General features: G+C 62.0%; 11 protein-coding genes and 1 pseudogene. 8 read left to right on the top strand and 4 right to left on the bottom strand.

From position 1 onward, the window contains the following. The first annotated feature begins 42 nt into the window (after positions 1 to 42). The 5 genes and pseudogenes from VBE63_RS10745 (at position 43) to VBE63_RS10725 (ending at position 4478) form a co-directional block, all read left to right on the top strand. Positions 43 to 966 carry a LysM peptidoglycan-binding domain-containing protein gene (locus tag VBE63_RS10745; RefSeq protein WP_323683022.1) on the top strand — a complete coding sequence of 308 codons (924 nt, stop codon included), beginning with the start codon at positions 43 to 45 and terminating at the stop codon, positions 964 to 966. 146 nt (positions 967 to 1112) lie between these two features. Then, on the top strand, positions 1113 to 1403 hold the full coding sequence (locus VBE63_RS10740) for a metalloregulator ArsR/SmtB family transcription factor (protein ID WP_416274537.1): 291 nt from the start codon (positions 1113 to 1115) through the stop codon (positions 1401 to 1403). Positions 1404 to 1632: 229 nt separating this feature from the next. After that, positions 1633 to 2655 (top strand): ArsJ-associated glyceraldehyde-3-phosphate dehydrogenase, encoded by a 1023-nt coding sequence (locus VBE63_RS10735; RefSeq protein WP_323683020.1) that lies wholly within the window; start codon positions 1633 to 1635, stop codon positions 2653 to 2655. 14 nt (positions 2656 to 2669) lie between these two features. After that, positions 2670 to 3890: pseudogene (gene arsJ / locus VBE63_RS10730) on the top strand (organoarsenical effux MFS transporter ArsJ); the annotation flags it as partial. Between the two features lie 114 nt (positions 3891 to 4004). Next, the gene (locus VBE63_RS10725) at positions 4005 to 4478 is read left to right on the top strand and encodes an HlyD family efflux transporter periplasmic adaptor subunit (protein WP_416274536.1); all 474 of its coding nucleotides are present in this window, start codon (positions 4005 to 4007) and stop codon (positions 4476 to 4478) included. Between the two features lie 34 nt (positions 4479 to 4512). Here the strand turns inward: VBE63_RS10725 and VBE63_RS10720 are convergent, their stop codons facing one another. The 3 genes from VBE63_RS10720 to VBE63_RS10710 form a co-directional block, all read right to left on the bottom strand. Beyond that, the gene (locus tag VBE63_RS10720; RefSeq protein ID WP_323683019.1) at positions 4513 to 5559 is read right to left on the bottom strand and encodes a rod shape-determining protein; all 1047 of its coding nucleotides are present in this window, start codon (positions 5557 to 5559) and stop codon (positions 4513 to 4515) included. Between the two features lie 159 nt (positions 5560 to 5718). Then, on the bottom strand, positions 5719 to 6753 hold the full coding sequence (locus tag VBE63_RS10715) for an Rpn family recombination-promoting nuclease/putative transposase (protein WP_323683018.1): 1035 nt from the start codon (positions 6751 to 6753) through the stop codon (positions 5719 to 5721). Between the two features lie 148 nt (positions 6754 to 6901). Further along, a complete protein-coding gene (locus VBE63_RS10710) occupies positions 6902 to 9817 on the bottom strand; it encodes a class I SAM-dependent DNA methyltransferase (RefSeq protein ID WP_323683017.1) in 2916 nt (971 codons plus the stop codon). A gap of 210 nt (positions 9818 to 10027) precedes the next feature. On the opposite strand from VBE63_RS10710, the gene VBE63_RS10705 reads away from it, so the two are divergent. The 3 genes from VBE63_RS10705 (at position 10028) to VBE63_RS10695 (ending at position 11708) form a co-directional block, all read left to right on the top strand. Continuing rightward, the gene (locus VBE63_RS10705; protein WP_323683016.1) at positions 10028 to 10534 is read left to right on the top strand and encodes a hypothetical protein; all 507 of its coding nucleotides are present in this window, start codon (positions 10028 to 10030) and stop codon (positions 10532 to 10534) included. A gap of 309 nt (positions 10535 to 10843) precedes the next feature. Next, complete coding sequence (locus tag VBE63_RS10700) at positions 10844 to 11257, top strand: hypothetical protein (RefSeq protein WP_323683015.1); 414 nt, start codon at positions 10844 to 10846, stop codon at positions 11255 to 11257. A gap of 7 nt (positions 11258 to 11264) precedes the next feature. Further along, positions 11265 to 11708, top strand: a complete 444-nt coding sequence (locus VBE63_RS10695; RefSeq protein WP_323683014.1) for a hypothetical protein — start codon at positions 11265 to 11267, stop codon at positions 11706 to 11708. A gap of 192 nt (positions 11709 to 11900) precedes the next feature. Here VBE63_RS10695 and VBE63_RS10690 read toward each other — a convergent pair whose 3' ends face one another. Next, positions 11901 to 12809 (bottom strand): sulfurtransferase, encoded by a 909-nt coding sequence (locus VBE63_RS10690; protein WP_323683050.1) that lies wholly within the window; start codon positions 12807 to 12809, stop codon positions 11901 to 11903. Between the last annotated feature and the right edge of the window lie 4 nt (positions 12810 to 12813).

Below are 12813 nucleotides of genomic sequence, written 5' to 3'. Positions count from 1 at the left end.
GCTCAGCCGAATCCGTTGCGACACCCTGCTAAGGAGATTGCCATGTCGACCCCTTCCGCAAGCACCCTGTCAGGTCGGAATCTTCTCGGTCTGCAACCTCTGCAACGGGTCATCGGTCGCTGTGTCGGCGCCTTGAGCGCCTGCACGCTCTTGCTCTGTGCTTTAGCCGTCGTTGCCGATGAGGAGGCGCAGCCGTCCAGCGATCGCTCTACCGAGCAGGCGAGTCTGCTGCTGCAGCTCGAGATGCTCAATCGCAAGCAGGCTGCTCTCGAGGCGCAGGCGGCACAAGTACAGCCCCTGCAACGCCAGCTGGACGCAAGCCAGAGCGCCGCGGAGCGGGCTGAGGCCCGCGCCGAGGCCCTCCGTATCGAGCTCGAAAAGCTTAGGCAGCAGCGTCAGGGCGAGGCACAAAAACACAGCGCCCAGCTCACCGCTGCCGAGCTGAGGCTACGCGAGCACAAAGATCGGCTAGGCAATCTTGATGCTCACATTCAACGCCTTGAGCAGCAGCTCGCGCAACGCGAGGCACAGATCGCAGTCCTGCAAGCGGCAGAAGCTCGGCGCGCGGAGGCGAAACACCAGCTCGAACAGCGCATCCATGAACTGCGCGCACGCTTACCCGCACCGGAAGGTGGCACGGTCACTGCCACTGAAGCTCGTGCGCAGGCTCGTGCAGACGCGGAGACGCTCGAACGTCTCATCCGCGAAGGCCAAGGTATCAACAACCCTCAGCTCTGGCAGCACATCAGCGAGGCTGAGAACGCACTGCATCGAGCCCAATACCTGCTCGCTCGCGCTGAGGGCAGTCGCACCGTCTATCGGGTGCGTCCCGGCGACTCGCTGGCGCAGATTAGCGCGATGCAATACGGGACAGATCAGGCCTGGGAACGGATCTTCGAGGCCAATCGACATCTGCTCGATGACCCCGAACGCGTGCTGCCCGGCTTGACCCTAGTCATCCCCTAGCCGTCCCCTAAACAAGAAAGGATCTGAGCTGAACCTGCTCGAAAAGCCATCCGGTGCCAGCCGAACGCGCGACCACTTCGCCCATGACACTCACGCCCAGCACCTTCTTTGGCGCACTCTCCCACGACACGAGATTGCGAACCTTGATGCTGCTATCCCGGCATTCGGAGCTCTGTGTCTGCGAGCTCACCTACGCGATCGGTGTCAGCCAGCCTCACCTGTCCCGCCACCTTGCGCAACTGCGTGAGCAGGGCCTGGTCGTCGATCGACGCGCGAGCACCTGGATCTACTACCGGATCAATCCCAACCTGCCCGACTGGGCAAAAACCCTGCTTCGCAACGCGGAGGTCGGCCTAACTTCGACGGCACCCTTCATTGACGACAGCCTCGCATTGAGCGCAATGCCCAATCGCCCCGACGCGCCGCGCTGCGCCTAAGCCACCCTGCCTCAACGCGCCATCCTCAACACCCCTCTTCCTTCACCGCTGTTAGCCTAATGAGGGGTCAGCAGCGCTCTCCACGCTCCCACGGCGCTCGCTGAGCTGTCATCATTCCGTAAACATTTGGTCATCCATATATGTGGTTAAAGCGATAGACTACAGGGAGTCACTGCACTCGCTGAACGGAATCATCAACAACCCTCTTTTTGACCTTCGGAGACTACTCTTGAGCACAGGCATCGGCATCAACGGCTTTGGCCGCATGGGACGGCTCGCACTGCGCGCCGCCTTGGATCGCAGCTTAGAGACTGATCTCATCTTCACCCGCATCAACGAAATCGCCTGCGACGCAGCCGGCTCAGCGCACCTGCTCCAGTTCGACTCGGTGCACGGGCGCTGGAGCCACGACTGCCGCGGCAGCCAAACCGACCACGGCGAGCAGCTCAGCATTGACGGACAGACCCTCGCCTACAGCCAGCACAAGACCATCGCCGAAGGCGACTGGTCCGACTGCGATATCGTCTTCGAGGCGACCGGCAAGCACCACAAACAGCCCGAATTGCTGCAAGGCTATTTCGATCAGGGTGTCAAGACCGTCATCGTCGCCGCGCCCACCAAGGGCGCGCTCGACATCGTCTACGGTGTCAACCACGATCGCTATGACCCGGCCGAGCACCGCCTCCTTACCGCCGCCTCCTGCACCACCAACTGCCTGGCGCCGGTGGTGAAGGTCATGCACGAACAAGTCGGCATCGTCCACGGTTGCATGACCACCATCCACAACATCACCAACACCCAGCGCATCGTCGACCTCGGTCACAAAGACCTGCGCCGCGCCCGCGCCTGCGGCGAATCGCTGATCCCGACCACCACCGGCAGCGCCAAGGCCATCACCAAGATCTTCCCTGAGCTCACCGGCAAGCTCAACGGTCACGCCGTGCGTGTGCCGCTGCTCAACGCCTCACTGACCGATTTCGTTTTCGAGGCCGCGCGCTCGGTCACTGCCGAGGAGATCAACAGCCTGCTCAAGACCGCCGCCGAAGGCGACCTTGCTGGCATCCTCGGCTACGAAGAGCGCCCCCTCGTCTCGGTGGACTACCTCAACGACCCCCGCTCCTCCATCGTCGACGCCCTCTCCACCATGGTCATCGACGACACCCAGGTGAAGCTCTATGCCTGGTACGACAACGAATGGGGCTACGTGAACCGCATGGTCGATATCGCCGAGATGGTCGCCAACGCGCGTTGAGCGAAACGACGCGCATGGATAAGAACACCCGCAACTATCTGACGGTCACCGCCGGCTACTGGGCCTTCACCATCACCGACGGTGCCATCCGCATGCTGGTGGTGCTCTACTTCCACCAGCTCGGCTACTCGCCCTTCGAGGTCGCGATGCTGTTCCTCTTCTACGAGGTCTTCGGCATCATCACCAATCTGGTCGGCGGCTGGCTCGGCGCCCGCATCGGGCTGAACCTCACCATGCACATCGGCATGGGACTCCAGGTGATCGCACTGGCCATGCTCACCGTACCTGATGCCTGGCTTGGCGTGGTCTATGTGATGGCCGCGCAGGCGCTGTCCGGCATCGCCAAAGATCTGAACAAGATGTCGGCCAAGGCCACGGTGAAGACCCTAACCGGCGAGGGTCCGGCCGGCGAGTCCAAGCTGTTCAAGTACGTCGCTGTCCTCACCGGCTCCAAGAACGCGCTCAAGGGCGCTGGCTTCTTCGTTGGCGCCGCGCTGCTGCAGGCGTTCGGCTTCCGCAATGCACTCTTCAGCCTCGCGGGTGGACTATTCCTGGTGATGGTCATCACCATCGCGCTGCTGCCCTCCGGCGTCGGCAAGCTCAAGGAAAAGGCCAAGTTCACCCAGGTGTTCTCCAACACGCCAGCCATCAACTGGCTCTCAGCCGCGCGCTTCTTCCTGTTCGGCGCCCGCGATGTCTGGTTCGTGGTCGCGCTGCCGGTCTATCTCTCCGCCGTGCTCGGCTGGGAGTACACCGCCGTTGGCGCCTTCCTCGCGCTCTGGGTGATCGGCTACGGCATCGTTCAAGCCGGCGCCCCGGCGCTGATCCACTCGAACCAACAAGGACAGGGCCCGGGTGGTCGCACGGCCTTGCTTGGCGCGTTACTGTTGGCACTGATCCCCGCCGGCATCGCGCTGGCCTTGATGGAAGGCCCCGCATTGGCCTGGGAGCCGGCGCCGATTCTGATCATTGGGCTGATCCTCTTTGGCATCGTCTTCGCCATCAACTCCGCGGTCCATTCCTACCTGATCCTGGCCTATGCCGATGCGGACAAGGTGGCGCTCAACGTGGGCTTCTATTACATGGCCAATGCCGGTGGCCGGCTAGCTGGCACGGTACTGTCGGGCCTGATCTACCAACTCCAGGGTCTGGAAGGCTGTCTCTGGTGGTCGACTGGCTTCCTGCTTGCCGCGGCCCTGCTCTCGCTCTGGCTGCCGCGCGCTCCCCAAGCCGCAGCCCTTCCCGCCGCACCGCCGCAACCAAAGCTTATCGATGCCGAGGGCCTCGTCGAGCCAACCCGGTTGGCCGAGCTCTTTGCGCCGATCTCAGGTCGGATTCAGGGCTGTTCGGTGCGCGAGGGTGATGCCGTCAGCGCCGGACAAGTTTTGCTGCGCATCCTGCCAACCCAAGCCGAGGCCACCGAGCAGCACATTCAGGCGCCTTGGGATGGCGAGGTCGCGCGCGCGCACGTGCGCGTCGAAGGGCGCGAGGTCGAGGCACAGGCGCTGTTGTTCGAGCTCTTCGATCCAAACAGCCTGGTCCTGCGCTTCTCGGTGGATCGATCGCAGGCGCTCGGCCTGGCCCCTGGCCAACCCGTGCAAGCTCATTTCGAAGGCGCACCGGGCAGCCCCATTGATCTGACGTTGACGCGCGCCTGGCCAGCCCTTGAGCCGGAGACCGCTCGGCGCATGTTCGAGGCACACCTGCCAGCACAAGCCGGCTTTGCCATTGGCATGGTGGCCAAGGTGCGCATTGAGCCCGCCATCACGTTGCAACTTCCTACTTCGAGGACGCTGATGGAAGCCATGCCCGTCTCGTCCTGAGGCAATGAGGATATGCCCAATCGGATCTCACCGCCTACTCGTTAGTGAAGAGGTCAACACCGTATCTGTCCAGCATCTCGAGCGCCTTGCCACCGCCACGCGCAACACAAGTCAGCGGGTCTTCAGCAACGATCACCGGCAAGCTCGTCTCCTCGGCAATCAGACGGTCGATATCGCGCAAAAGCGCGCCGCCGCCGGTCAGCACAATGCCGCGCTCAGCGACATCCGCACCCAGTTCCGGCGGTGTCTGCTCGAGTGTCTGTTTCACAACCATGACGATGCCCATCAGCAACTCTTGGAGTGCGTCCAACACCTGATGGCTATTGAGCTTGAAGCTTCGCGGCATGCCCTCGGAGAGATTGCGGCCTTTGATCTCGATCTCCATCAGGTCGCTGCTCGGAAACGCCGATCCGATGCTGTGCTTGATGCGCTCAGTGGCCGCCTGACCGATGAAGCTGCCGAAATGCTGGCGCACATAGCTCATGATGCTGTCATTAAAATTGTCACCGCCGACCCTCACCGACTGGGATAAGACAATACCGTTCAGCGAGATCAAGGCCACTTCCGAGGTGCCTCCGCCAATGTCCAGCACCATCGAGCCGCGCGGCTCCTGGACCGGCAACCCAGCTCCGAGCGCGGCCGCCATCAGCTCCTCGATGAGATAGACCTCGCGCGCGCCGGCCCCGATCGCCAGCTCCTTGATCGCGCGTCGCTCGACCTGGGTCGAGCCGCAGGGCACACAGATCAGCACGCGCGGGCTAGGACGAACGATGGCCGATGCGTGCACCTGGTGCAGAAAATGCCGCAACATCTTTTCAGTGATGGTGAAGTCAGCGACCACGCCGTCCTTCATCGGGCGAATGGCGGTGATGTTCTGCGGCGTTCGCCCGAGCATCCGCTTCGCCTCCAGGCCGACCGCGACCACCGCCCTGCGCCCGGTCTCATTGTCCTGACGAATCGCGACCACCGAGGGCTCGTTCAGCACAATCCCCTTGCCGCGGGCATAAATCACCGTGTTTGCCGTTCCTAGATCAATCGACAAATCATCAGCGAAGAGCCCCCGAAAGCGTCTCAACAACATCAAGCTTTATCCTCAAAAGGGGAAGACAACTTCATCTAGCGCTCCTTGGCATCGCTAGCGCAGTGAATATACCGAACTGATCGAGGATTTTCTCGGCCCCAAGCGACGCCTTAACGCACAGATGCGCCATGAATCTTGCCGGCGTCACCCTGTTCCACTTCATCGCGGGTGGCTACGCATCTGCGCCTTCAGTCGCTCAAGCTCGGCAAGGGCGGCTTCCTTCGCCGCGCGCTCTTGTTCCTTCGCCGCGCGTTCCTGTTCCTTCGCCGCGCGTTCCTGTTCCTTCGCCGCGCGTTCCTGTTCCTTCGCCGCGCGCTCTTGTTCCTTCGCCGCGCGCTCTTGTTCCTTCGCCGCGCGTTCCTGTTCCTTCGCCGCGCGCTCTTGCTCTCTCGACAAGCGCTCCTGTTCTACCTCCGCCTGCACCCGTTCTACCTCTGCCTGCGCCTGCTCTAAGCGCGCCCGGGCCTGCTCGATCTCGGCACGGCGGTCTTCGAGCTCTTCTTGGATACTCGCTTGCTGGCGGAGGTAGTTCTGTCGCGCTTGATAGGCGTGGTAGGCGCGGTCTTTCTCGGAGAAGGTTTTCAGGGTGCTCATGGCTTGCCTCATCTCGGGGGTCTGCATCCAAGGCGGCAGCGCCTCGCTGTCGAGGGTGGCGCCTTCCTTGAAGAATTTGAGCCAGCGTTCTTGCTCGGTGTTGACTCGCTCAGCGTGGAATTTGTTCAGCTCTAGCAGCCAGATGCCACCGTGTTCGACCAGGCTGCAGCCTTGGGCATCGCGCAACCGAAAGTCGTGCAGGTAGCGGTCGGGATCGGGGAGCAGGTCTTGGGCCAGCAGCCAGATGGCGTAGGTGGGCTTGAGCTTGGTGTAGGACTCGCCGCTGCTGAGCTGTGAGCTGTAGAGATCGGCCCAGCCATAGCTGATGCGGGCGGGGAGATCACGATAGGCGAGAAGCTGGATCTCGATCTGATACAGGCCGCCCTGGCCATCACGAGCCTTGACATCGACGATGCTGAGCTTGTCGTCGAGGAATTCGCGCTCGTTGTAGGGGTTGAGGATCTCGACCTGGCGGATCGGCGCGGGGAGATCGGAGCCGAGCATGGCGTTGAGGAAGTGGATCAGCAGGGCGCGGTTGGCCTCGGCGCCGAGCAGGGCCTTGAAGACGCAATCGATCTTGGGGTCGATGGGGTGGCGCATGGTGGGAGTCTAGCAGAGGCGCAACGGAGCAGGCTGCGCATCGGTACCGCTTATTACTTTGATCCTGGCATAGTCGTTGTGGACTGGCGCAAGACGATGACCGCCCAGCTGAATAACGGCTCTGATCAGGCTGTTCGAAGCCACCTGCCTAGCTTGTCGCCGAGCGCTTGAGATTCAGCTCCAGCAGCCGACTCAGGATTTCTTCATCGGCCATGTCAGCCCTGTAGTCGTCCCAACCGTAGGCGGCAGCCACTGCGGCGTCGAGCGTCTTATGGGCATTGTCGAGCCAGGCCGGGCGCGCGTTGTAGAGGTTCGTCAGGGTGCGCTTTTTCAGTTCCTTCTCGTGCTCGGCCTTGGGGATGATGCGATCGGGGTAACCGGGCACGACCTCGGGCACGATATCGACCCATTCCAGCGGATTGAGCCAGTGACGGCGCAACGCGTCGAGCTGATGAGCCGCTTCAGCGATGCGTTCCGCATGGGTGCGAACGGCTGACGCCACGCTTGGAATGATGGCACCGCTGGAGAGCGTCTCGGTCTCCCCTGCGGTATCGGCTGGCGTCAGGCCCTCGGGGAAGGGGAAGGTCTCGAAGGTGGTGGTTGGGGTGTAGCGAGGATCGTTGCCCTTTCCGAGCCAAGTGCACATGCGCAGCGACCAAAGCTCATGAAACCGCGAGTGCAAGATTCCAAAAGTGGTGTCGTCTGAACGGGCGATGACGATGATCTGTTGATCAGGGAAAACACTGCTATTTAGCCAGGCAAACAACCTGTACTTAGCGACCATCGGTGTAGCGATGTAACGCCTCAACGGCGCCAGAGCTTTGCGAATCTCGGCTCCAGAACGACCCAGCCGCCACCAGTAAAACTTGCGTTTTTCGTCACGCTGGCGCTCGCGTTCCGCCTTAACATGGTTAAGTACATGCTCGAAGGGGGCCTCATAGAACGCAGCGTCGATTTCAGATAGTTCGTTGCCATAGTCGATTAGCCACGTGTCGGAAGAACGGCGAGTGACATCCATACCGTTAGCCCATGGCGTGAGAACACCCTGATTCGAGCATCCGTTTGGATTAGGTTGTTTCAACCACTTTCTGGCTAAATCACCAGGAATATCGAAACGCCCGACCTTGGCTAGACCTCGTATACAAGCCCCATCGTTTTCTTCCAGAAGTCTTGATCTCGTCAGATCAGCCGCTTCTGCTTCGGTGCATCGTATTGCACCGGTCAGATCGCTATGTATTTCGGTTGCTTGCTGCCCATCGAGCCAAGCAGTAGGCCAGTCTTCCGCACGCCCAAAAGCGACCAACGAGACACGCACTGCAGCGCCCTCGTTGATCCAGGGCTCATCTGACCACGCCTCGAAGATTGAACCGATCTCCGTGATCCGCTGCAGCACCTTACGATTGGCGCCGCCACGGATGCTGTTGGTTGCGACCAGTCCGGCGGCGCGGACCTTGCCCGCCTCGATCTGCGCCCGTGCCTTCTCAAACCAGTAGGTCACTAGGTCAGCGCCGGCAGGAACGCGTCCGTCATAGAGCCTCGCTAGCCCGTCGAAATAGGCATCTCCGAGTGCGCGGCGCTTCTTGCTACCACCCAAGAACGGCGGATTCCCAACGATCGCATCAGCCTCCGGCCACTCTGGCTCGGTGCCATCCTCGTTCAGCACCGCATCGCGGTTCTCGATGGTGTCGAGCGGCTTCAGGATCGGGTTGCGGTTGAGGTTGAAGCCGTGGGCGAGCATCCACTGGATCTCGCCGATCCAGACCACGACACGCGCGAGTTCGGCGGCAAAGGGGCTCAACTCGATGCCAAGCACGTTCTCGGGTCCGACCATCGGGAAGGCTCGTGGAAGGCCCATTTCCATCGCTTCGATGATGATCTGGTGCTCGAGGTCTTTGAGCCCGAGCAGCGCGAGCAGCAGGAAGTTGCCGGAGCCACAGGCGGGATCGAGCACGCGGTAGCGCCTGAGACGGTCTAGGAATCCCTGTAGCAGGGCGAGCCCAGCATTGGTCGCCTTGGTGCTTGCGGATGCGTTCTTGGCCTTCTGAGCCTTGTCCATCTGCGCCTGAATATCCGCCTTGACCCTGCTCCACTCCTCCCGCAGCGGTTGCAGCACAACCGGGTCGACCAGGCGCATGATGGAGTTGGGATCAGTGTAGTGAGCACCGAGCTGGGTGCGCTTGTCGGGGTCAAGCCCGCGCTCGAACAGGGTGCCGAAGATGATCGGATTGATGGCGGACCAGTCGAGCCTGGCGACCTCGATCAGCAGATCGACATCCTTGTGCTCCAGCGGCAGGGTGACATCCGAGTTGAACAGGCCGCCGTTGAACCAGTCGATGACGTCAACCCCCATCAGACCGCCCTGGGCCATGGCGCCGAACAGGCTGCTGAGCATCCCTGCAAGCTGGGCTGGAGACTGTTTGCCGGCTTTCAGGAGCCGTGAGAAGAGTTGATCCGGTAACAAGTCGATGTCTTCAGCGAAGAGGCAGAACAGCAGTTGCTGACTGAAGTGCGCAACGGCATCGGCAGGGTGGCCGCGCGAGCGCAGTGCAAGGGCGAGCTCGGCAAAGCGTCCAGCGGCTTCTTCCGTGAGACTTGCTGTGGTTTGGGTCGGCTTGAGCTTGTCGGGGTCGGTGAACGCCCACTTGAGCAGTCGGCGTTTGGCCTGGTCGCGCAAGTCCTCGAGCCGCAGGACGTGCGTGACCGGCACCAGGCGATTGAAGGCGGTATGAATCTCGATCGTCTGCGCGTCGGAAACGATGAGCAGCGGTGGATAGTCGAGCGCTGGGGTGTACTGCTGCAGCTGCGCGAAAGCCGCCTTCAAATCCTTGCCCGGACCTTTGTACTCCCAGGCGAAGCGGTCCTTGCGCCAGACATCGGCCCAGCCGTCGGCGCCCGTGGTCTTTTCTGCGCCCTTCTCGAAGCAGAACCATTCCCCTCTCGGATCGGCTTCAACCGGCGTGGGCTCATCCAGCAGCCGGCAGAGATCGATAAAGTGTTCCTGTGCGGAGGAGCGCTCCTTGAGCGTGACGCCCGTCCACTTCCTGACAAACTGGTCTGCGTCCATCGATGTATGCATTGTATCGTACCTCTCGGAGCTTCCAGCTGAACGCATCCTCTACCGCCTCGGAGAGCTGCGGCGAAGCGCCCATCGAGAAGCGCCCACCGAATAGCGTCTGTAGACTTGCGGCTGCGCCGGGCGGCGTGAGCTCACCGCGCCGCATGTCCAGCAGCACAACCCCTGCCGCAGAACAGTGGCCATACAGAGTACTCGAGCATGACCGATCAAGCTCTCAACAGCACCCAAAACATGCTGCCCATCGAGGACTTCGCGAAGGCCAAGCAGATCGAGACCGCGAAATGCATCCAGATGGTTCGCGACGGCTTCTACGATGGCCGCTTGATCAATGGGGCTTGGTATGTGAGCAAGCTGGAGTTGGACGCGCGGCAGGATCAGGGCCGGGGCCGGCAGTCCCGATCGAGATCCAGGCCGAAGCCCAGTCGTCACGCCAAGGCCCAGCCCCGGCGCATGGGCGGTTTACCCGACATGTCGATCTTTTTCATCCTCATGGCCCTGTTCAGCCTCATCCTCAGCCTGATCCTGGTGCTGACCTATTGGCCGGGGAGCACGGCTTATCCCGATCATATTGACCTCGACGCCTACCGAGAGCCGATCCTCTGGGGCTTGGGCGGCGTCTTGGCGGCCAGCCTGTTTGCCGCACTTGCGCGGGTCATCCACGACCTCAGTCTGCTGGTCGGCGCGACCGTGAAGCGTCGCGACTAAGGAGGCGAGGACAGCATGCCCTTCGACCCGCAACGCTTCTATGGCCTGGCGCAGCAGTCACGGCAAGCTGTGGATTATCACCTGGCATCAGCGCGCGAAGCCGGATGCCAAAAGCCTGTCGGCTTCTGGCATCCGGCATCGCGCGCGACTTCAATGCGAATATCGGCTTGTCGCAAACCATCCACAGGAATCGTTATCCCTATGACAGGATCACCCCCTGCAGCCAGGGGCAGCGCTGATTGCGCCGCGTCGCGGCTTGCACGGCAAGATTTCGCCGGTTGGCCTATGCCTTGCTTCGTTCCTCCTGCAATGAATACTCTCGAACAACGTCTACTGAGCGCACGTCCGGTGTTGGACGCGCTGTGCCAAGCGATGCGGCGCGAGGCGGCAACCCTGTTCGCGCGCGAACCGGTGATGATCAGCGCGCCCACGGCGGCCCTGTATCGCCTCCAGCACGACCCTGCCGATGGCACCGAGAGTCTCGTCGGTGAATGGCGCAACGCCCAGGGTCATCGCCTGGGGATGCTGGTCTGTCACGCCAGCGGACACTGCTTTGCCGAGCACGACATCCTGCGCGCACATCCACATGATCCGCGCTGGTTCGTGGAGGCCGTCGAAGCCTGGGGCCTGTATGAGATCGGCAGCTCCGAAGACCCGCCCCTGAACCAGACGGCAAACCGCGCCGAGATCCAGGCCGAGCTACGCTTGCTCCAGCAGCCCTGATCACACCTTGACGCGATCGACGTCACCGCACCGCTCCAAGCGCCATCGACGCACCATGCTCATCCTCTATCACAAGCATCCCACCAGCGCCCGCACGCGGTTCCTGCGCTTCGCCCATGGGGGCATCTGCGACTGCGGCCCGCTGCCTCCGGAGGCCGACCTGACACCGCCACCGGCACTCTGCACGCATCCGCTGCTGGTCTTGCGCGCGGCCGCAATGAACCTGGGTCTACCGGATGATGGACTGATGCCGAATGCGAGCTTTCGCTGCGGCCTGCGGATCGGCTCGCACGAAGAGCAGGTGCATCTGGGTCAGTTCGCCGGCATCGATCCGCCCATCGATCAGGTCACTGCCTGCGGCGCCCGGTTCGTTGATCTGGTGCAGGCCCGCGGTCAGCCGCCGATCGAACTGAAGCTGCTGCGCATGGCCTATGAGCATGTGCTTGGCTGAGCCACCCGGCTCAGCACGCTGACGCGCAGCTGGGGCGGGCTGAGGCGGCTGGTCCGGTCGGAGCAGCCGCTCGCTTGTTATTGATTTGGGTAGCTGTGGCTGTCGTTCGGCACGACCTTGTAGGGTAGCAATGGCGACAGGGACAACTCACAGGCCGCCTACATCCAGTGGGCCACCGGCAATCCCACCGGCTTAGAGCGCAAAATCGCCAGACAAAGGCTCTGGCCCTTCCACCACCGGCAACGTTAGGGTATTGCCCCAATGCGACCAGCCACCGTTGTAGAGGCGCACGTCTTCGTAGCCCAGATGCTTGAGCTGCAGATAGGTCAGGCCCATCCGAAAACCATCATGGCAGTAGACGTAGATCGGCTTGTCCTTGGGTAGCCCGGCGTAGAGGGCGCTCAGCGTGGCATCGTCGCGCCACTTGCCGGTCGAGCCATCGGTGCCGTGGAGGCTGATGATGTTGATCGCGCCCGGGATATGCCCGCCCATGATCGAGTGGCGGATCACCTCGCCGGTGTACATGTCGTTCGGACGCGCATCGAGCAGGATCACGTCCGGGTTACCACGTGCGACCACGTCGTCGTAGACCGCGTCCCACTCGACAAAGAGATCAGGGTTAGCCTCTTTCAACGTCACCCTGCCCGGCTCGGACGGCTCCTCAGCCTCTTTGCTCAACTCGTTGAAGACGGTCCATTCCAGGGTGCCGCCGTTGAGGATCTTGACCTGATCCATGTTGAATCCGTAGAGGTCGAGCAGATGATAGAGCCGGGACACCAGCGCGGTGCTGGAATCGTCGTAGAGCACCAGCGTCGAGTCGTCGTTGACGCCCCAGCCACGCAGCGTCTCCTGAAACGCCTCGCGTGAGGGGAAGCGCATCAAGGGATTGGCCTGGTTATCGCCCAGGTCCTTGAAACGTTGTACCTGGCGGGCTCCAGGAATGTGGCCGACGCTGAAGTAGCGGTGCGGGTGATAGCGCACCTCGAGCACGATGACATCCTCGTCATCGATGCGCTCGGCGAGCCAGTCGGCATCGACCAGGAAATCCGGCGCGGCCAGCGCCGGCAAGGGCAGCCAGAGCAATGTCAAAAGGGTGAACAGAACA

This window comes from Lamprobacter sp. (assembly GCF_034860625.1).
In the GTDB taxonomy this organism is placed as follows: domain Bacteria; phylum Pseudomonadota; class Gammaproteobacteria; order Chromatiales; family Chromatiaceae; genus Lamprobacter.
The sequence above is the reverse complement of the archived record's forward strand: the minus strand, read 5'-3'. Positions and strand labels throughout refer to the sequence as shown.